17 protein-coding genes are annotated in these 18744 nt (G+C 72.4%); 11 read left to right on the top strand and 6 right to left on the bottom strand.

All coding sequences use genetic code 11. The annotated features are described in order from the left end of the window. Positions 1 to 163 precede the first annotated feature (163 nt). Positions 164 to 2611 (top strand): alpha/beta fold hydrolase, encoded by a 2448-nt coding sequence (locus tag FK529_RS14980; RefSeq protein ID WP_231703100.1) that lies wholly within the window; start codon positions 164 to 166, stop codon positions 2609 to 2611. After that, the gene (locus FK529_RS14975; protein ID WP_146562615.1) at positions 2608 to 3492 is read left to right on the top strand and encodes an ABC transporter permease; all 885 of its coding nucleotides are present in this window, start codon (positions 2608 to 2610) and stop codon (positions 3490 to 3492) included. The genes FK529_RS14980 and FK529_RS14975 overlap by 4 nt, the downstream gene beginning before the upstream one ends. On the opposite strand, the gene paaI is transcribed toward FK529_RS14975, so the two are convergent. The 3 genes from paaI to FK529_RS14960 form a co-directional block, all read right to left on the bottom strand. Continuing rightward, positions 3485 to 3883: a hydroxyphenylacetyl-CoA thioesterase PaaI gene (paaI, locus tag FK529_RS14970; RefSeq protein WP_146562670.1), complete on the bottom strand. Its 399-nt coding sequence runs from the start codon at positions 3881 to 3883 to the stop codon at positions 3485 to 3487. The genes FK529_RS14975 and paaI overlap by 8 nt on opposite strands. Before the next feature lie 41 nt (positions 3884 to 3924). Beyond that, positions 3925 to 5979 carry a phenylacetic acid degradation bifunctional protein PaaZ gene (gene paaZ, locus FK529_RS14965; RefSeq protein WP_146562613.1) on the bottom strand — a complete coding sequence of 685 codons (2055 nt, stop codon included), beginning with the start codon at positions 5977 to 5979 and terminating at the stop codon, positions 3925 to 3927. An 88-nt stretch (positions 5980 to 6067) separates the two neighbouring features. Further along, positions 6068 to 6679, bottom strand: a complete 612-nt coding sequence (locus FK529_RS14960; RefSeq protein ID WP_146562611.1) for a TetR/AcrR family transcriptional regulator — start codon at positions 6677 to 6679, stop codon at positions 6068 to 6070. A 101-nt stretch (positions 6680 to 6780) separates the two neighbouring features. Here FK529_RS14960 and FK529_RS14955 point away from each other — a divergent pair, with 101 nt between their 5' ends. Genes FK529_RS14955 through paaK form a run of 9 tightly spaced genes read left to right on the top strand, consistent with a single transcriptional unit; the run spans position 6781 to position 14388 of the window. Next, positions 6781 to 7539 (top strand): enoyl-CoA hydratase/isomerase family protein, encoded by a 759-nt coding sequence (locus FK529_RS14955; protein ID WP_146562609.1) that lies wholly within the window; start codon positions 6781 to 6783, stop codon positions 7537 to 7539. Further along, positions 7536 to 8387, top strand: a complete 852-nt coding sequence (locus FK529_RS14950; RefSeq protein ID WP_146562607.1) for a 3-hydroxyacyl-CoA dehydrogenase family protein — start codon at positions 7536 to 7538, stop codon at positions 8385 to 8387. Before FK529_RS14955 ends, FK529_RS14950 begins: the two co-directional genes overlap by 4 nt. Before the next feature lie 31 nt (positions 8388 to 8418). Continuing rightward, a complete protein-coding gene (locus tag FK529_RS14945; RefSeq protein WP_146562605.1) occupies positions 8419 to 9231 on the top strand; it encodes an enoyl-CoA hydratase/isomerase family protein in 813 nt (270 codons plus the stop codon). Beyond that, positions 9228 to 10205 carry a 1,2-phenylacetyl-CoA epoxidase subunit PaaA gene (gene paaA / locus FK529_RS14940; RefSeq protein ID WP_146562602.1) on the top strand — a complete coding sequence of 326 codons (978 nt, stop codon included), beginning with the start codon at positions 9228 to 9230 and terminating at the stop codon, positions 10203 to 10205. Before FK529_RS14945 ends, paaA begins: the two co-directional genes overlap by 4 nt. Then, positions 10198 to 10494: a 1,2-phenylacetyl-CoA epoxidase subunit PaaB gene (paaB, locus tag FK529_RS14935; protein WP_146562599.1), complete on the top strand. Its 297-nt coding sequence runs from the start codon at positions 10198 to 10200 to the stop codon at positions 10492 to 10494. The genes paaA and paaB overlap by 8 nt, the downstream gene beginning before the upstream one ends. 48 nt (positions 10495 to 10542) lie before the next feature. Beyond that, the gene (gene paaC, locus FK529_RS14930) at positions 10543 to 11460 is read left to right on the top strand and encodes a 1,2-phenylacetyl-CoA epoxidase subunit PaaC (RefSeq protein WP_146562597.1); all 918 of its coding nucleotides are present in this window, start codon (positions 10543 to 10545) and stop codon (positions 11458 to 11460) included. 2 nt (positions 11461 to 11462) lie between these two features. Further along, positions 11463 to 11969, top strand: coding sequence for a 1,2-phenylacetyl-CoA epoxidase subunit PaaD (gene paaD / locus FK529_RS14925; RefSeq protein ID WP_146562593.1), 507 nt, complete (start codon positions 11463 to 11465; stop codon positions 11967 to 11969). Further along, entirely contained in the window at positions 11969 to 13069 is a 1101-nt protein-coding gene (paaE, locus tag FK529_RS14920) for a 1,2-phenylacetyl-CoA epoxidase subunit PaaE (RefSeq protein ID WP_146562591.1), read from the top strand. Before paaD ends, paaE begins: the two co-directional genes overlap by 1 nt. A 29-nt stretch (positions 13070 to 13098) precedes the next feature. Beyond that, positions 13099 to 14388, top strand: coding sequence for a phenylacetate--CoA ligase PaaK (paaK, locus tag FK529_RS14915; RefSeq protein WP_146562587.1), 1290 nt, complete (start codon positions 13099 to 13101; stop codon positions 14386 to 14388). 9 nt (positions 14389 to 14397) lie between these two features. Here the strand turns inward: paaK and FK529_RS14910 are convergent, their stop codons facing one another. From FK529_RS14910 to FK529_RS14900, 3 genes are all read right to left on the bottom strand, one after another. Continuing rightward, the gene (locus FK529_RS14910; protein WP_146562585.1) at positions 14398 to 16287 is read right to left on the bottom strand and encodes a S9 family peptidase; all 1890 of its coding nucleotides are present in this window, start codon (positions 16285 to 16287) and stop codon (positions 14398 to 14400) included. Positions 16288 to 16409: 122 nt separating this feature from the next. Continuing rightward, positions 16410 to 17069, bottom strand: coding sequence for a response regulator (locus FK529_RS14905; RefSeq protein WP_146562582.1), 660 nt, complete (start codon positions 17067 to 17069; stop codon positions 16410 to 16412). After that, complete coding sequence (locus tag FK529_RS14900) at positions 17062 to 18687, bottom strand: sensor histidine kinase (RefSeq protein WP_146562580.1); 1626 nt, start codon at positions 18685 to 18687, stop codon at positions 17062 to 17064. Before FK529_RS14900 ends, FK529_RS14905 begins: the two co-directional genes overlap by 8 nt. Between the last annotated feature and the right edge of the window lie 57 nt (positions 18688 to 18744).

The following is an 18744-nucleotide window of genomic DNA, read 5'->3' as shown; positions in this document are numbered from 1 at the left end:
GGTTCGAACACGCGGAACCGGCCGCGGTATCCCGCGCCGGCCACTCCCCGGTCAGTGCCGGATCCCACTCTGACAGCCGTCGATGGCCTATCGCAAAGTCTTTTTCGCCGTGGGCGGAATCCGCGCAGCGGCGAGCGCGGACGAGCGCACCTATCCTGGTCGGGTGCCCCCACCTCGCGCTCTGCGCGGCGCCACAGCGCGCCCGCTCGTCACCGGTGCGGCGCTGGTCGCCGTCCTGATCATCCTGGCCGCCTGCGGCCTCGCGGGAGCAAGCGGCACGCCGTCGTTCCAGCGCACCGACCAAACGATCGACGGGGCCGGGGTGCGCCTGGACACCTCCTTCTTCCGGCCCGACGGTGCCACCCCCGCGCCGGCGGTGCTCCTCGCGCACGGCTTCGGCGGTTCCAAGGAGGACGTGCGCGACGAGGCCGAACAGCTCGCCGGACGGGGCTACGCGGTCCTCACGTACACGGCGCGCGGCTTCGGGAAGTCGACGGGGCTGGTCGGGCTCGATTCCCCCGACGCCGAAGTGGCCGACGCCCGCAAGCTCCTCGACTGGCTCGCCGCGCGCCCCGATGTGCAGCAGGACCGGCCCGGAGACCCCCGCGTCGGAGTGGCCGGCGGCAGCTACGGCGGCGCTCTGGCGCTCCTGCTCGCCGGGCGCGACCCGCGCGTCGACGCCATCGCCCCGCGCATCACCTACTGGGACCTCGAGCAGGCGCTGTTCCCGGGGGGCGTCTACAAGAAGCAGTGGGCCGGCATCCTGTTCGCGATGGGGGGCGGCTGCGCCCGGTTCGAGCCGGCCGTCTGCGAGATGTACACGCGGGTCGCCCAGGGCGGCGCGGTGACGGACGCCGACCGCGCGCTGCTCGCTGCGCGGAGCCCCGCGACGGTGGGCGCGGACATCCGCGTCCCCACGTACCTCGCGCAGGGCGAGCTCGATTCGCTCTTCCCGCTCGAGCACGCCGACGCGGCGGCACGCCGCATCGCGGCGAACGGCGCGCCCGTCGCGGTCGACTGGATCGCCGGGGGGCACGACGCCGGTAGCGCCGAGGACGCTCGAGTGAACGCCCGCACGACGGAATGGTTCGACCGGTACCTCAAGGGCGAGGACGCCCCCGTCGTGCCCGCGTTCCAGGTCTCCCGGTCCGGCGGGGTGGACCGCGAGTCCGGCGAGCGCACGATCCGCGCCTCGAGCACCGACACCTACCCCGGGCTCGGCGGGACCATCACGCGGACCGTCGAGCTGCCGCGTACCCCGCAGCAGGCGGAGAACCCGGCGGGCGGTGCGCCGCCGTCGATCTCGGGCGTCCCTGGGCTCGGCGGCCTGGCCTCCTCCGCCGCTGCGCTCGGCGCCGCCGGGCTCTCACGCGACCTTCCGGCGCAGGCCGCCATCGTCGACTCCGAACCGCTGAGCGAGCCGGTCACCGTGACCGGAGGACCGACGGTGACGATCAGGGTCGACTCCGCCGCACCCGAGGCTGTGCTCTTCGCCAAGCTCTACGACGTGAGCCCCGAGGGCACGCAGACCCTGCCGCAGCAGCTCGCCGCGCCGATCCGGATCCCGGTGACCGGCGGATCGGCCACGGCGACGATCCGGCTGCCCGTCATCGACCACGAGTTCGCGGCCGGTCACCGGATGCGTCTGGCGCTCGCGACCACCGACCTGGCCTATCTTTCGCCGAACGCGCCCGCGACGCACACGATCACGGCGACCGGTCCGCTGACCGTGCCCGAGGTTCCGGCCCTGAAGACTGCGCCGGCGCCGCTGCCCACCTGGGTGTGGGTGCTGCCGCTCGTCGCGCTGGGGATCGCCGCGGCCGTGCTCCTCGTAAGGCGCCCGCGCGGGGCGCCGCCCGTCGACCCGGACCTGGCCGATGTCGCGCTCCAGGTGAGCGGCCTGTCCAAGAAGTACGCGGGCGGCGACGGTTACAGCGTGCGAGACGTCACCTTCCGGGTGGACCGGGGCCAGGTGCTGGGCCTGTTGGGCCCCAACGGCGCGGGCAAGACGACCACCCTACGCATGCTGATGGGGCTGATCACGCCCGATGAGGGCGAGATCAGGGTCTTCGGGCACGCCATCCGGCCCGGCGCGCCGGTGCTCTCGCGGGTCGGCGCCTTCGTGGAGGGCGCGGGCTTCCTGCCGCACCTGTCGGGCCGGGCCAACCTGGATCTGTACTGGCGCGCCACCGGCCGCCCGGCCGATCAGGCGCACCTCGAGGAGGCGCTCGAGATCGCCGACCTCGGCAGCGCGCTGCAGCGCCCCGTGCGCACGTACTCGCAGGGCATGCGCCAGCGCCTGGCCATCGCTCAGGCGATGCTCGGCCTGCCCGACGTGCTGGTGCTCGACGAGCCCACCAACGGCCTCGACCCGTCCCAGATCCGCGAGATGCGCGCCGCGATCGTCCGCTACGGCGCCACCGGCCGGACCGTGATCGTCTCCAGCCACCTGCTGGCGGAGGTCGAGCAGACCTGCACGCACGTCGTGGTGCTGCGCCGCGGCGAGCTCATCGCCGCCGGCACCGTCGACGAGATCGTGCAGGCGGGCGAGGACGGCGGCTCGCGCACCCTCGAAGACGCGTTCCTCCAGCTGACAGGAGACGAGGCATGACCACCACGAAGGACTCCACCGCGCGCGACTCCGCGCACGGCGCCGCCCCGGGGTACACGCCCGGGCACACCCTGACGGTGCGCGTGGAGCTCGCCCGGCAGCTGCGGCGCCGCCGCACCCTGGTGATGGCGGCACTCCTCGCGGCGCTGCCGATCGTGTTGATCGTCGCTCTCGCCGTGGGCACCGACGACGACGGCCGCGGCAGCGGGCGGCCGTCGATGTTCGACGTCGCGACCACCTCGGGGCTCAACCTGACCGCGACCGTCCTCATTGCGGGCACCGGATTCCTGCTGGTGATCCCCGTGGCGCTGTACTTCGGCGACGCCGTGGCCTCGGAAGCGGACTGGTCGTCGCTGCGGTACCTGCTGGCCGCACCGGTCCCACGGACCCGGCTGCTGGTCACGAAGGCCATCGTCGCACTGATCCTGTCGATCGCCTCGATCGCGCTGCTCACGGCGGTCGCACTGGTCGCGGGCACCCTCGCCTACGGCTGGGGCCCGCTGCAGACGCCCGCGAGCACCGCGATACCGGCGGCCGACGGCCTGTGGCGGTTGCTGCTCGCGGCCGGCTTCATCATCGTCTCCGAGCTCGCCACCGCGGGTCTCGCGCTGTGGCTCTCGACCCGCACCGACGCGCCGCTCGCGGCGGTCGGCGGGGCCGTGGGCCTCACCGTGATCGGCAGCGTCCTCGACCAGGTGACCGCCCTCGGCGGCCTGCGCGCCGCGCTGCCGGCGCACTGGCAGTACGCCTGGACCGACCTGCTGCAGCCGGACATCGAGTGGGCGGCGATGGCGCAGGGCGTCGCGCTCTCGGTGAGCATCGCCGTCGTCTTCTTCGCGCTCGCGGTCCGCGGCTTCCGCACGAAGGACGTCGTCAGCTGAGGTCAGGCCCGCCCCTCGCGGGCCCCGACGGGAGGGTTCGGCTGTCGCCGCGGAACTCCGCGATCACCTCGTCACCGCGCCGCACCGTGACGTCGTACAGGCCGTTGCGGCCGAACCGCTCCCGCTCGATCGCAGTCGCGGTGAGCACGTCGCCGAGCCGCGTGGCGCGCAGGAACCGGATGTCGGCGCGCGCGGCGACGGCGGCGTCGCCCCGCGAGTTGCACGCGAGGGCGAAGGTGGTGTCGGCCAGCAGGAAGACATAGCCGCCGTGGGTGATCCCGTGCCCGTTGACCATGGCCTCCCCCACCGTGACCGTCGTGGTCGCGGCGCCGGCGCGGAGATCGACGATCTCGATGCCGAGGGCCCGGGAGGCCTTGTCGGCGGCGAACATCGACCGGGCGGGCTCGCACTCCCCGCCCCGCGCGATGGCGGTCACCGGCCTTCGCCGCCGTCCCGGGTCTTCGCGACGAGGGTCAGCACGTCGTAGGTGGCGACGGGCGCGCCGTCCTGGTTGACGACCACGGCGTCCCAGCGCACCTCGCCGTAGTCGGCGCCGCTGCGCGGGGTGATCTGCTTGGCGGTGAGGGTCACCGTCAGCGCGTCGTCCGCGCGCACCGGGGTGAGGAAGCGGAGCGAGTCGACACCGAAGTTCGCCAGCACGGGGCCGGGCGCGGGGTCGACGAAGAGGCCCGCCGCCAAGGACACCACGAGGTAGCCGTGCGCGACGATGCCGCCGAACAGAGGGTTCGCCGCCGCTGCCACCGGATCGGTGTGGGCGTAGAAGGTGTCGCCGGTGAAGTCCGCGAAGTGGCCGATGTCCGCGAGGGTGACGGTGCGCGGTCCGCCCTCGATGGTGTCGCCGATCCTGAGCTCAGCCAACGACTTCCGGAACGGGTGCTCGTCGCTCTCCACGCGCGGTGCACCGGTGACCCACTGACCGGTCGCGGCGGCGAGCACCTCCGGGGTGCCCTGGATCGCGGTGCGCTGCATGTGGTGCAACACGCCGCGGATGCCACCGAGCTCCTCGCCGCCGCCGGCGCGACCCGGACCGCCGTGCACGAGCACGGGCAACGGCGAACCGTGGCCGGTGGACTCCCCGGCATTCTCGGCGTTGAGCACCAGGAGCCGGCCGTGGTACGGGGCGACCCCGAGCAGGACGTCCCTGGCGAGCCGCGGATCGGCGGTCACCAGGGAGGCCACCAGGCTGCCCCCACCGCGCGCGATCAGCTCGACCGCGTGGGCGGTGTCGCGGTAGCCGATGACCGTCGCGACCGGCCCGAAGGCCTCGATCTCATGCACCTCGGGCGCCTCGGGATCCGTGCAGCGCAGCAGCATCGGAGGCAGGTAGGCGCCGGTAGCGCGGTCCCCGCCGACCACGGCGACGTGGTCCGGATCGCCGACCACCAGCTCGGCGGCCCCGCGGAGCTTGTCCACGGCCGCGAGCACGTCGGTGCGCTGCGCCAGGGAGACGACGGGGCCCATGGTGACCCCCTCGGCGCCGGGCGCACCCACGACCACCCGGTCGAGGCGCGCCCGCGCGGCCTCGATCACCGCGTCGACCATCGACTCCGGGACGAGCGCGCGGCGGATGGCGGTGCACTTCTGCCCGGCCTTGACGGTCATCTCGATCGTGAGCTGCTTGACGTACAGCTCGAACTCCGGGGCGTCCGGCGTGACGTCGGAGCCGAGGACGGAGGCGTTGAGCGAATCGGCCTCGGCGGTGAAGTGCACGCTGCGCTCCACGAGAACCGGGTGCGCGCGCAGGATCGCCGCCGTGTGTGCGGAGCCGGTGAAGGCGACGGAGTCCTGGCCGCCGAGGGCCTCGAGCAGGGGCGCCGGGTTCCCGCACAGCAGCTGCACGGCCCCCTCGGGGAGCAGTCCGGATTCGATGATCCGGCGGAAGACGAGCTCGGTGAGGTAGGCCGTCTGGGTGGCGGGCTTGACGATGGTGGGCACGCCGGCGATGAAGGCGGGCGCCAACTTCTCGAGGAAGCCCCAGACGGGGAAGTTGTAGGCGTTGATCTGCACCGCGACGCCCCGGCGCGAGGTGTGGACGTGCCGCGCGACGAAGGTGCCCTTCTTGCCGAGCTGCTCGACGGGACCGTCGAGGTGGATCACGTCGTTGGGAAGCTCGCGCTTTGCTTTGCTGGCGTAGCTGAGCAGGGTGCCGAAGCCGCCGTCGATGTCGACGGCCGAGTCCCGCTCGGTGGCGCCGGTCCGGGCGGACTCGGCGTAGAACTCCGCCTTGCCCGCCATCAGGGTGAGGCCGAGCGCTTTGAGCGCCGCGGCGCGCTCGTGGAAGGTCAGTGCGGCGAGGGCAGGGCCGCCGGTCTCGCGGGCGTAGGTCGCCATCGCGGCGACGTCCAGGCCGGTCGACGAGACCCTCGCGACCTCGGCCCCGTCGACGGGGCTGACCACCGCTCGGCCCTCGTCCGTCGCGCGGTGCCACCGGCCGCACGCATAGCTCTCCAGCATCCTGCCGCCCATGACGCTCACTCCTTATTACCGTACGTTTGGTCGGTAATAAGAGTGGCCCGCCACGCCTGCGTGTGTCAAGAACGGCCGTCGCCCTCGCTCAGGTACGGCGCAGCCCGTCGAAGGCGATCGCCACGAGGGCGTTCGCCACCTCGTTCACCGGACGATCGGAACGGGGGCGGTACCACTCGACCAACGAGTTGACCATGCCGAACAACAGCCTGCTCGTGACGGCGGGGTCGGCGTCCGGGCGCACGTCACCCTCCGCGACGGCGCCCGCCACCAGGTCCGCGATCACGGCGTCGAATTCGCGGCGCCGCGCCAGCGCGCGCCGCTCGACATCGGAGTTGCCGCGCACACGAAGTAGCAATGTCACGTACGGGAGCTCCGCGACCAGCACTTCGACACTGCGGCGCAACAGGTACTCGAGTCGGTCGACCGACCTGCCGGCGGTCGCGCCCGCCTCGGTGGTCACGGCGAACAACCCGCTCAGCGCGCGACCCAGCGCGAGCTCGAGCAGCTCCTCCTTGCCCGCGACGTGGTGGTAGATCGAGGACTTCGTCAGCCCCAGGTTCTTCGCCAGCACGTCCATGCTCGTGGCGTCGTAGCCGCGCTCGTTGAAGACGCGGACGGCGACCGCGAGGAGGGAGTCGAGATCGTAACCGGGACGACCAGGGGAGCCAGTGCGCCGAGGGGCGGGAGTTGCAGCCATTGTCGGATTCTCCCATCCCGCAACCCGGAGCCGTCCATAATCTTGTTACCGACCGAATGATCGGTTACTATTTCGGGGCATCGACTGAAGGAGGAAGCGCCATGACCGACCCCGCGCCGGCAACCCTCCCCCGCCTCCGCACCGTCTCCGTACTGCGCACGGACGACCGGTACGTCGTCACCCTCGACCGACCGGCGGCGCGCAACGCCATCAACGCCGCGATGGTCGCGGACCTGCACACCGTCTGCGGCCTGATCGAGTCCGATCCCGCCCCGGTCGTGCTGGCGGGCGCCGGCGAGCACTTCGCCGGCGGCGCCGACATCGGGGAGCTCCGCGAGCGCGGGCGCGATCAGGCTCTCGCCGGGATCAACCGGACGTTGTTCGACCGGTTCGCCGCCCTTCCCCTGCCCACGGTCGCTGCGGTGAGCGGCTACGCCCTCGGCGGCGGCGCGGAGCTCAGCTACGCCTGCGACCTCCGGATCGCTGCCGAGACCGCGGTCTTCGGGAACCCCGAGCCCGGGCTCGGCATCCTGGCAGCGGCGGGCGCCACGTACCGATTGCCGGCGCTGGTCGGCGAGTCCGTGGCCAAGCAGGTCCTGCTCGCGGGCCACTCGCTCGACGCAGCGGCCGCGCTGCGCTGCGGACTCGTGATGGACGTCGTCCCCACAGGCGAACACCTCGCCGCCGCGCACCGGATCGTGGACCGCATCACTGCCTCATCCGGGCTCGCGCTGCGCCTGACCAAGGCGATCGTCAGCGGCACCGGGCGAGTCGAGGACGTCGCGCAGGCCGTCCTGTTCGAGACCTCCGACAAACGGGACCGCATGACCGCATTCCTGGAGAAGAGGAACCGCCGATGACCACAGCACCCTCCACCGTGGGCGTCGTGGGCGGAGGCCGGATGGGCGCCGGTATCGCGCAGGTCTTCGCCACGCTCGGCTCGTCCGTCGTGATCGCCGAGAACGGCGACCGCGCCGCCGCGGCGGAGCGTGTGGCCACCGGGCTGCAGCGTGCCGCCGAGCGCGGAACGCTCGGCGGCGCAGCGCCCGACGAGGTGCTCGCACGGGTCGCCGTCGCCGCCCGGATCGACGAGCTCCCCACCGACGCCGAGGTGGTCGTCGAGGCCGTGCCCGAGATCATCGACCTCAAGCTCGACGTGCTGCACCGCGTCGAGGGTGTCGTCGGCCCGCAGTGTGTGATCGCGAGCAACACCAGCTCGCTGTCCATCGCGGTCCTCGCGGCCGCCCTGGACACCCCGTCGCGCCTCGTGGGGATGCATTTCTTCAATCCCGTGCCGGCGTCGACGCTCGTCGAGATCATTCGCACCCCGCACACTGCCGGCGAAGTGGTGGACCGCGTGCGCGGCTGGGTGGAACTGCTGGGCAAGCAGGAGGTACTGGTCAACGACTCCCCCGGCTTCGCCACCAGTCGGCTCGGCGTGTGCCTGGGGCTCGAGGCGATTCGCATGCTCGAGGAGGGCGTGGCCGACGCCGCGTCGATCGACCGGGCCATGGAGCTCGGCTACCGCCATCCCATGGGCCCGCTGCGCTCCACGGACCTCGTGGGCCTCGACGTGCGGCTCGCGATCGCCGAGCACCTCACGTCGACATTGGGCGAACGATTCGCACCCCCGCAGTTGTTGCGCGACATGGTCGCCCGCGGCGACCTCGGACGCAAGACCGGCCGCGGGTTCCACACCTGGTCCTGACCCGCCGGGTCACCATCGCAGAGGAGAACGCATGGATTCCGTCACCCTCACCGTCACGGACGGCCTCGCCGTCCTCACCCTGAATCGGCCCGCGGCTGCCAATGCGCTCGACCTCGCCCTCAAAACGGCCCTGCTCGACGGCGTCCGCGCCATCGCCTCGGACGGGTCCGTCCGGGCCGTCCTGATCCGCGCCGAGGGCCGCAACTTCTGCGTCGGCCAGGACCTCGCCGAGCACGCCGCTGCCCTCGCAGCGTCGCCGGAACGGTCGATGGACACGGTCGCCGAGCACTACAACCCACTGATCTCGGCGATCGCCGGACTGCCGGTCCCGGTCGTCGCCTCCGTCCAGGGCGCCTGCGTGGGCGCCGGCCTGGGCATCGCGCTCGCCGCCGATGTGGTGATCGCCGCCGAGAGCGCCACCTTCGCCACCGCGTTCACCTCCATCGGCCTCGCGTCCGACTCCGGGCTCACCCGCTCCCTCGTCGACGCGATCGGCGCCGTGCGCACCCGCGCTTTCCTGCTGCTCGGCGAGCGGATCTCGGCCGCACAGGCCCTCGACTGGGGCCTGATCGCGCAGGTCGCGCCCGACCACGACGCGGCGGCCACGGCCGAGTCGGCGGCGCGCCGGCTCGCCGCGGGGCCGACGGCCGCCTTCGCCGCGGCCAAGGCCCTCGTCACCGCCTCGCTCCCCCCGCTCGGCGACGCCCTCGAACGCGAGCGCGCAGCCGCAGCGCCGCTCGCCGCCACGGCGGATCACCGCGGCGCCGTCGCGGCGTTCCTGGACAAACGCAGGCCCGCATTCACGGGCGAAGCATCGTCCGCGGCCCGGAAGGAAGCGACATGACCGATACCATTGACGACCTGGAGAGGCAGTTCCAGCAGATCGTCGAGGCCGACCAGCGGATCGAGCCGCGCGACTGGATGCCCGACGGCTACCGCAAGACGCTGATCCGGCAGATCGCCCAGCACGCCCACTCCGAGATCATCGGGATGCAGCCGGAGGGCAACTGGCTCACCCGCGCGCCGTCCCTGCGGCGCAAGGCGATCCTCATGGCGAAGGTGCAGGACGAGGCCGGACACGGCCTCTACCTGTACTCCGCGACCGAGACGCTGGGCGTCGACCGCGCCGAGCTCACGGAGAACCTCATCGAGGGGCGGCAGAAGTACTCGTCGATCTTCAACTACCCCACCCTCTCCTTCGCCGACGTCGGCGTCATCGGCTGGCTGGTCGACGGTGCCGCCATCTGCAACCAGGTGCCGCTCTGCCGCAGCTCCTACGGGCCGTACGGGCGCGCCATGATCCGGGTGTGCAAGGAGGAGTCCTTCCACCAGCGCCAGGGTTTCGAGCTACTGATGACCATGATGTCCGGCACGCAGGCGCAGCGGGAGATGGTCCAGGAATCGGTGAACCGCTGGTGGTGGCCGTCCCTGATGATGTTCGGGCCGCCCGACGACCGGTCCCCGAACTCGGCGCAGTCGATGGCCTGGCGGATCAAGCGGCACACCAACGACGAGCTGCGCCAACGCTTCGTCGACATGTCCGTCCCGCAGGCCGAGATCCTCGGGGTCACCTTCCCCGATCCCGACCTCCGGTGGAACGCCGAGCGTGGCTCGTACGACTTCGGCGAGCCCGACTGGGATGAGTTCATGCAGGTGGTCAAGGGCAACGGCGCCACCAGCGTGGAGCGCCTGAAGAACCGGCGCTCCGCACACGAGAACGGCGCGTGGGTTCGCGCCGCCGCCACGGCCTTCGCCGCGCGCGCCGCCACGGCCTTCGCCGCGCGCGCCGCCACGGCAGAAGGAGCTGGACATGAGTGAACCGATCCGGGCCGAATGGCCGCTCTACGAGGTCTTCCTGCGTGGCAAGCGCGGCCTCAATCACGTGCACGTCGGCTCGCTGCACGCCGCCGACGACGCGATGGCGCTGCGCAACGCCCGCGACGTCTACACGCGCCGGAACGAGGGCGTGAGCATCTGGGTGGTGCGCTCGGCCGACGTGGTCGCCTCCAGCCCCTCCGAGAAGGACCCGTTCTTCGCCCCCAGCGGCGACAAGGTCTACCGCCACCCGACGTTCTACGACATTCCCGAGGCCGTCCCGCACATGTGACCCCCGGGTCACCGGGACGCCCGCACCGCCGCGAACAGGAATCCAGTCATGATCGATCACGACAGCGTCTACGACGGCCTCGTCGATGCCGACGGCCACGGCCAATGGGCTTTCGGCACCAGCTTCGACGAGCCGCTGGCCGGCGTCGACACGACGGTCCCCGACGACGTCGACCCCCACGACCTCGCCGTTTACTGCCTGATGCTCGGCGACGACGCACTGATCGCCGCGCAGCGCCTCGCCGAATGGAGCACCCGCGCCCCCGAGCTCGAGGAGGAGGTGGCGCTCGCCAACATCGGCCTCGACCTCCTCGGCCAGGCGCGGCTGCTCCTGGCGCGGGCCGCGGCCGCCGACGGCGCCGTCGTCCCCGCGCTGGGCGCGACGTCCCCCGTTCCGGACGAGGACGCGCTCGCGTTCTTCCGCGACGAGCGGGACTTCCGCAACGTGCGCCTCGTCGAGCTCGACAACGGTGACTTCGCCGTGACCGTCGTCCGCCTGCTGGCCTTCGCGACCGCGCGCCTCGCGCTGTTCGACGCACTGCGCGGATCCCGGGATCCGGTGCTGGCGGCGGTGGCCGCCAAGGGGGTCAAGGAACTGACCTACCACCGGGACTACGCGGCGCGGTGGGTCGTGACGCTGGCGCAGGGCACGGACGAGTCACGCCGCCGGACCGAGGCGGCCATCGCGCGGGTGTGGCCGTACGTGCCCGAGTTGTTCGAGCCCGCGGCCGAGGAGGGCGCGCTGGCCGCCGTCGGGATCGGGGTGGACCCGAGCAGCCTGCGGCCGGAGTTCGACGCGGTCATGGAACTCACGTTCGGCGCCGCCGGTCTCCCCGTTCCCGGGCCGCCCGCCGTCGCCCGGGTCGGCGGCCGCGCCGGCCGGCAGGGCCTGCACACTGAGGAACTCAGTCGCATCCTCGCCGAGATGCAGTCCGTGGCCCGCGCCCATCCCGACGGGACGTGGTGACGATGCGCGCAGCTGCCTCCCCCGCCGGGCAGGTGGTCGGCGCCGTGCTCGACCCCGAGATGCCCGTCGTCACGCTGGCCGACCTCGGCATCGTGCGCGCCGTCGCCGAGCCCGGCGACGGCGCGGTCGACGTCACCATCACGCCCACGTACTCCGGCTGCCCCGCCCTGGGCACGATCCGCGCCGACATCGAATCCGCGCTCCGCGCCGCCGGATACCGGAAGGTCACGATCCGCACCGCCCTGTCCCCCGCCTGGACCACCGACTGGATCACCGACGCGGGACGCGCCAAACTGCGCGCCGCCGGCTACTCCACCCCCGGCGCGGCGCCGCAGCGCGGCGCCGGCCCGATCCCGCTGACACTCGGCCCACGCCGACGCGCGGTCACCTGCCCCTCTTGCGATTCCACCGCGACACGGCTCGACTCCGAGTTCAGCGCGACCCCGTGCAAGGCGCTCTACCGATGCCTCGACTGCAGCGAGCCCTTCGACCACGTCAAGGAGATCTGATGACCGCCGCCGCCTCCCCCGCCACGGGGGCCGCGTCCCGTGGCCGGGCGTTCCACCCGCTGACCGTCGCCGGCGTCGAGCCACTGTGCGACGACGCCGTCGCCGTCACCTTCGACGTCCCCACCGACCTCGCCGACGAGTTCGCCTTCGCCGCCGGCCAGTCGCTCACCCTGCGGCGCACGATCGACGGCGTCGAACACCGCCGCTCGTACTCGATCTGCTCGCCGGTGGGCCGGCGCCCCCGTGTCGGCGTCCGCGAGGTCACCGACGGCCTGTTCTCCACGTGGCTCGTGCGCGAGGTCCGGGCGGGGGACACGATCGAGGTGCAGGGCCCCACGGGCACGTTCGCGGCCGATCCCGGGGTCGCCGGAGTGCACGTGCTCATCGCTGCGGGCTCCGGGATCACCCCCGTACTGTCGATCGCCGCCACGGTACTGACGAACCCGGCTTCCCGGGTGATCCTGGTCTACGGCAACCGCCGCGCCCGGTCGGTGATGTTCGCCGACGAGATCGCCGATCTCAAGGACCAGTACCACGACCGGTTCGACGTGATCCACGTGCTCTCCCGCGAGCCGCGCGACGTGGAGCTGTTCACCGGCCGCGTGGACGCCGCACGACTCCGGGAGCTGCTGCGGACGGTGATCCCCACGGCGGACGCCGACCACTTCTGGCTGTGCGGCCCGCACGGCATGGTGGCCGACGCCGTCGCCGTCCTGCGCGATCTCGGCGTCGCCCGCACCCAGGTGCACCGCGAACTCTTCCACGTCGACGACGGCACCCCGCCGCCGCAGGAACGGCACGTCGAGCGTGGGGTCGAGGGCCCGACCAGCGAGGTCACCGTGGTCCTCGACGGCCGCAGCGTCACCGGCACGACGTCGCAGAACGCGACGCTCCTCGACGGCGCCGAGGCCGTCCGGTCCGACCTCCCGTTCGCGTGCAAGGGCGGCGTCTGCGGCACCTGCCGCGCCAAGGTGCTGCGGGGCACCGTCGACATGCGGCGCAACTACGCACTCGAGGACGACGAGGTGGCCGCCGGCTTCGTCCTCACCTGCCAGACCTATCCCACCAGCGACGACGTCACCGTCGATTTCGACGCCTGATACCCCCCGAGCCCGAGGACGTCCAGCCCATGACGACGGCGACCCCCTCCGACGACATCGAATTCGCCTCCCGTGACCGGATCGCGACGCTCCAGCTCGAACGCCTGCGCTGGTCGCTGGCGCACGCCTACGAGAACGTCCCGCACTACCGCCGGGCCTTCGACGAGGCGGGCGTGCACCCGTCCGACCTGCTGGACCTGAGCGATCTCGCGAAGTTCCCGTTCACCACGAAGGCCGACCTGCGGGAGAACTACCCGTTCGGCATGTTCGCCGTTCCGCGCGAGCGGGTCTCGCGCGTGCACGCCTCGTCCGGCACCACCGGGCGCCCCACCGTGGTGGGCTACACCGCCGAGGACGTCGGCATGTGGGCCGAGGTCGTCGCGCGCTCGCTCCGGGCCGCGGGCGTGCGCGCCGGCGACCGGGTGCACGTGGCCTACGGGTACGGCCTGTTCACGGGCGGGCTCGGCGCGCACTACGGCGCCGAGCGGCTGGGCGCCACGGTGATCCCCATGTCCGGCGGTCAGACGGAGAGGCAGATCCAGCTGATCCGGGACTTCGAGCCCGACGCGATCATGGTGACCCCGTCCTACATGCTCACGATCCTCGACGCGATGACCGCGATGGGTATCGACCCGGCAGCGACCACCCTGAGGGTGGGCGTCTTCGGCGCCGAACCGTGGACCGAGAAGATGCGCGCCGAGCTCGAGCAGGACGCGGGGATCGACGCCGTGGACATCTACGGGCTCTCGGAGGTGATCGGCCCCGGAGTGGCGATGGAGTGCGTGGAGACGAAGGACGGCCTCCACATCTGGGAAGACCATTTCTACCCCGAGGTCATCGACCCGATGACGGGCGAGGTGCTGCCCGACGGGGAGCACGGCGAGCTCGTCTTCACCTCGCTCACCAAGCAGGCCACGCCGATCATCCGGTACCGCACCCGCGATCTCACGCGCCTGCTGCCCGGCACCGCCCGCGCGGTGCGCCGGATGGAGAAGGTCACGGGCCGGACCGACGACATGATCATCCTCCGCGGCGTGAACCTCTTCCCCACCCAGATCGAGGAGTTGATCCTCGGGATCGACGAGCTGGCGCCGCAGTTCCAGTGCGTCCTGGACCGTCCGGACCGGATGGATCAGCTCACGGTGCGGGTCGAGCACCGCCCCGCCGGCCGCGTCGACCGCGCGGCCGGCGAGCAGTTGCGCAAGCGGATCAAGGACACGATCGGCGTCACCGTGTCCGTGGACGTCGTCGAGCCCGGCGGCCTGGAGCGCTCGGTGGGCAAGGCCCGGCGGCTCATCGACAACCGACCGAAGGACTGAGCGCCGCGGTCAGGACTCCCCCGCGCGCCCGCCGAGGTGCTCCGCGAGGAAGCGCTCGGTGGCTCGGAACAGGTCGATCGTGTTCTCCGGGTTGACGAAGCCGTGCCCCTCGTCGGCCTTGACCATGTACTCCACCTCGACGCCGCGGGCGCGCAGCGCCTCCACGAGGTTGTCGGACTCGGCCTGCACCACCCGCGGATCGTTCGCGCCCTGCACCACGAGCAGCGGGGTCCGGATCTCGTCGACCTTCGTGATCGGCGAGCGGGCGAGCATGTCGGCCAGCTGCTCGGGGTCGGACGGATCGCCGACGTACCGGAACCAGTTGTTGGCCAGATAGGGCCGGGCGATCTCGGGCAGGGTCGCCATGAAGTTCGGCAGGCTCGAGATCCCGACGTAGTCGATGGCCGCGGCGAAGACGTCCGGGGTGAAGGTGACGCCGACCAGTGCGGCGTAGCCGCCGTAGGAGCCGCCGAAGATCGCGAGCCGCTCCGGGTCGGCGATGCCCTCCGCGACGGCCCAGTCCACGGCGTCGATGAGGTCGTCGTGCATCGCGCCGGCCAGTTCGCCGATCCCCGCCTGCATGTGGGCCTTGCCGTAGCCGGTGGAGCCGCGGAAGTTCACCTGCAGCACCGCATAACCGCGGTTCGCCAGCAGTTGCACCTCGCCGTGATAGCCCCAGGTGTCGCGGGACCACGGCCCGCCGTGCACGAGGAGTACCAGGGGCAGGCCGACGGGGTCCACGCCCTGCGGCAGGGTCAGGAAGGAGGGCAGCGCGCGACCGTCGCGGGCGGTGACGGTGACCGGTTCCATCGGCGCCAGCTGCGCGGGATCGAGGTGCGGGAAGGGCCGGAACAGCAGGCGGGATTCGCCCGTGCCGTGGTCGTAGACGTACGTCGCGCCGGGGTCCCGGTCGTGGACGAAGGACACGACCCACCGGTTCCCGTCGAGGTCGCAGGACAGGGCGCCGACGTCACCGTCGGAGAGGCCCCGCAGTGCCTCGAGCACCTCGCCGAACCGCGCGTCCAGCGCGCGGATCTCCTGTCGCTCACCGAGGTACCGCACGCCGAGCAGCGTGCCGGCGCGCGGGTCGACGATGAGCGGCTGCGGCAGGATCGGGGCGACGAGGCCGGTGGTGTCGAGGTCGAGCGACGGGTGCGCATCGACCTCGGTCTCCTCGCCGGTCACGCCGTCGAGGTGCACGACGCGCGTGCGATCGGTCCCGCGGTTGGAACCCAGCCAGAGCCCGCCGTCGGGCGCCGGCACGATCGGGAACACGCCCAGCGGGTAGTCGAGGCCGTCGAACGCGGCGATCGGTCGGAGTTCGCGCGTCCCGGAGTCCCACCGGCAGATCGCGATCGCCCCCGCAGCGTCCTGGGTCGAGGCGAACAGGGTGCCGTCGGCGCCGTAGACCCAGCCGGCGACGTTGCCGGGATTGCGTTCGATCTCGGTGAGGCCGCCGGTCGCGATGTCGAGCTCGAAGACGTCGAACTCGTCGACCTTGCGGGCGTTGGTGGAGATGATCGCGATGCCGGGGCGGGCGATCGGGAGGTCCATGAGGAAGGTCGTCGCCCCGTCGAACGGGGTGAGGTCCACGGCCGGCGCGCCGGGATCGTCCAGGTCCGCACGCAGGAGGTGCCAACGCTCGTCGCCCCCGTTGTCCTGCAGGTAGATCAGCCAGCGAGGGTCGGTGGTCCAGTAGAACATCTGGACGCTGCGGGTCGCGTCGGCGGTGACGGGCCGGGCGGGCGCATCCCCATCGAGGTCCTCGACCCAGACGTTGAGCCGGTCGTTCGACGGCGCCAGGAAGGCGATCCGGGTGCCGTCGGGCGAGATCTTCGCTGCGGCCCGAACGGGCGAAGCGAAGAACTCCTCGACGGTGATGAGGTTCGGCAGCGGCATGGTGGTCACTCCTTTCGTCGGGATGACTCCAGGAGACACCATGCCGTCGGGGCAGGGTCGACCGCGCCCCGGGGTGCCGCGACGGACGAGTCGGAGGATCGGCCGGCGGGCGCGCGTGGAATTCAGCTCAGCGTGTACCGCTGGCGCGGCCTGCCGGTGGCGCCGTACTGCAGCGCCATCGTCAGCGTTCCCTCCCGCACCAGCTCCGCGAGGTAACGCCGGGCGGTCGCCGGGGAGACGCCGACCTCCGAGGCGAGGTCGTCCGCGAGCATCGGCCCGTCGGCGGTGCGCAGCGCCTCGACGATCCGCCGTTCGGTGACCGAGCCGGACTCGTCGCGCCGCGAGGCGGGCCGCTCGCTGCGGAGCACCGAGGCCGCGGCGTCGACCTGCTCCTGCGTGACCTCGCCGGCGCCGAGGATCCGGCGGTACGCGGTGTAGGCGCCGAGCCTGCGGGCCAGTTCCGTCGTCGCGAAAGGCTTGATGAGGTACTGCAGCGCCCCCGCGGCGAGGCCGGCCCGGACGCTGGCGGCGTCGTCGGCGGCGCCGAGGATGAACGCATCACAGCGCAGCTCGCGGACGAGGTCGATCCCCGAACCGTCCGGCAGGTAGACGTCCACGAGCGCCAGATCGACCCGGTCGCGCTCGAGGATCGCGCGGGCCTCGGACAGGCTGCGTGCGGATCCCGCGGTCGTGAGGCCGACCATCGCGTCCACGATCTTCGCGTGCACCGCGGCCACCCGGAAGTCGTCGTCGACGACGAGGATCCGCAGGTCGTCAGGCATCGTCGCACACCCCCCGGGGCAGTGTGGCCATGACGGTGGTGGGCTCGCCGTCGTCGCCCCGCGCCACGACGGTCACCTCGCCCCCGTGCCCGCGGGCGACCTGGCGGGCGATGACGAGGCCGAGCCCGCGCCCGCCGGGCACCGTCGGATCGGCGCGCGTACTGACCCCCTCGGCGAAGGGGTCGTCGACGGCGAAGCCGGGGCCGCTGTCGACGACGATGATCGCGAGGTCGTCGCCGTCACGGAGCACGTCGAGCTCCACCTCCCGGGGTGCGGGGCCGTCGCCGGCCGCGTCGATGGCGTTGTCCAGCAGGTTGCCGACCAGGGTCGTGGTGTCGACGGGGTGGGCGAGCACGCCGACGAGGGCCGTGTCGGCGCCGACGCGCAGGACGACGCCCCGCTCGCGGGCCCGCGCCGCCTTGGCGGAGACGAAGGCCCGCAGGTGCGGCTCGTCGAGGCGATCGAGACCGGAGACCGGGAGAACACCCGCGCGGCCCGCGATCTCGTCGAGGTACGCCAGGGCCTCGTCGGTACGGCCGTCCCGGAGCAGCCCGGCGACGACGTGGATCCGGTTCGCCGACTCGTGCCGCTGCGCGCGCAGCGCCGCGCTCATCGCCTGCACCGAGTCCAGCTCCCGGGTCAGCGCCTCGACGTCGGTCCGGTCGACGGCGGTGAGCACCGTGCCCAAGTCGGTGTCGCCCCGGATCACCCGCCGCGAGGCGACGAGGACGACGCGCTCGTTCACCGCGGCGGCGACCGGCACCTCGGTCGGTGTCTCGACGACGCCCGCCACCCGGTCCGTCAGGCCGAGGTCGGCGAGCGGCGTGCCCGCCTCGGCCGTGACGCCGAGCAACTCGCGGGCCCGGTCGTTGATGACCCGGGTGACGCCCTCCGCGTCGATTGCGATCACGCCCTCGGAGCCCGAGTACAGGACAGCGTTCTGCTCTCGGATGAGCTCGGCCATCTCCTCGGGTTCGAGGCCGAGGGTGAGGCGCCGCCACCGCCGTGCGAGGAGTCCGGATCCGAGGACGCCGATGGCGAGAGCGAGTGCGGCGAGCCCCACCAGCAGGAGTAGGGCGCGCCGCGCGGCCTCGTCCACGGTCTCCGTCGCGATGCCGACGCTGACCAGTCCGACGACGATGCCGTCGTCCCCGAGCACCGGGGCCTTGGCGCGGACCGATTCGCCCAGCGTTCCACGCTGCTGGGACACCTCAACCTCCCCGGCGAGGGTGGCGGACGGGTCGGTGCTCAGCGGCGCGCCGAGGTGGGACGGCTCCGGGTGGGCGATGCGGTAGCCCGCGTCGTCGGCGATGACCACGAAGAGGACGTGCGTGCGTTCGGTGATGGCGAGCGCCTGGCGCTGCAACGGGGCGGCCGCGAGTTCCTGTTGCGCGGCCGGGCGTCCGGCCCGCCGCGCCGCCGATTGCCCGGCGGCGCCGGCGCGGACTTCGGTGTCGGAGGCGACCGTCTCGGCGATCGCCTTCGCTCGGTAGCCGTACTCGGTGCGCGTGTCGGTGGCGACGCGATGAAGGACGATCCCGAAGCCCACGGTGAGGCTGATGATGATGATCACCACCTGGAGCAGGAGGATCTGCGTACGCAGCCGGATCCTGGGCATCGGCTCAGCGTAGCCAGCCGATCCTCGCTCGGAAGGGGATCCGGCCGAGAAGGTCGC

This window comes from Tsukamurella asaccharolytica (assembly GCF_007858435.1).
Classification (GTDB): domain Bacteria; phylum Actinomycetota; class Actinomycetes; order Mycobacteriales; family Mycobacteriaceae; genus Tsukamurella; species Tsukamurella asaccharolytica.
Note: the sequence above shows the minus strand (reverse complement) of the source record. Positions and strands in the feature narration are given on the sequence as shown.

What these genes read in the sequence shown, in the direction of transcription:
- FK529_RS14975 (WP_146562615.1), top strand. Translation starts at nt 2,608, where the DNA reads ATGACCACCACGAAGGACTCCACCGCGCGCGACTCCGCGCACGGCGCC.
- paaI (WP_146562670.1), bottom strand. Translation starts at nt 3,883, where the DNA reads ATGTTCGCCGCCGACAAGGCCTCCCGGGCCCTCGGCATCGAGATCGTC.
- paaZ (WP_146562613.1), bottom strand. Translation starts at nt 5,979, where the DNA reads ATGGGCGGCAGGATGCTGGAGAGCTATGCGTGCGGCCGGTGGCACCGC.
- FK529_RS14960 (WP_146562611.1), bottom strand. Translation starts at nt 6,679, where the DNA reads ATGGCTGCAACTCCCGCCCCTCGGCGCACTGGCTCCCCTGGTCGTCCC.
- FK529_RS14955 (WP_146562609.1), top strand. Translation starts at nt 6,781, where the DNA reads ATGACCGACCCCGCGCCGGCAACCCTCCCCCGCCTCCGCACCGTCTCC.
- FK529_RS14950 (WP_146562607.1), top strand. Translation starts at nt 7,536, where the DNA reads ATGACCACAGCACCCTCCACCGTGGGCGTCGTGGGCGGAGGCCGGATG.
- FK529_RS14945 (WP_146562605.1), top strand. Translation starts at nt 8,419, where the DNA reads ATGGATTCCGTCACCCTCACCGTCACGGACGGCCTCGCCGTCCTCACC.
- paaA (WP_146562602.1), top strand. Translation starts at nt 9,228, where the DNA reads ATGACCGATACCATTGACGACCTGGAGAGGCAGTTCCAGCAGATCGTC.
- paaB (WP_146562599.1), top strand. Translation starts at nt 10,198, where the DNA reads ATGAGTGAACCGATCCGGGCCGAATGGCCGCTCTACGAGGTCTTCCTG.
- paaC (WP_146562597.1), top strand. Translation starts at nt 10,543, where the DNA reads ATGATCGATCACGACAGCGTCTACGACGGCCTCGTCGATGCCGACGGC.
- paaD (WP_146562593.1), top strand. Translation starts at nt 11,463, where the DNA reads ATGCGCGCAGCTGCCTCCCCCGCCGGGCAGGTGGTCGGCGCCGTGCTC.
- paaE (WP_146562591.1), top strand. Translation starts at nt 11,969, where the DNA reads ATGACCGCCGCCGCCTCCCCCGCCACGGGGGCCGCGTCCCGTGGCCGG.
- paaK (WP_146562587.1), top strand. Translation starts at nt 13,099, where the DNA reads ATGACGACGGCGACCCCCTCCGACGACATCGAATTCGCCTCCCGTGAC.
- FK529_RS14910 (WP_146562585.1), bottom strand. Translation starts at nt 16,287, where the DNA reads ATGCCGCTGCCGAACCTCATCACCGTCGAGGAGTTCTTCGCTTCGCCC.
- FK529_RS14905 (WP_146562582.1), bottom strand. Translation starts at nt 17,069, where the DNA reads ATGCCTGACGACCTGCGGATCCTCGTCGTCGACGACGACTTCCGGGTG.
- FK529_RS14900 (WP_146562580.1), bottom strand. Translation starts at nt 18,687, where the DNA reads ATGCCCAGGATCCGGCTGCGTACGCAGATCCTCCTGCTCCAGGTGGTG.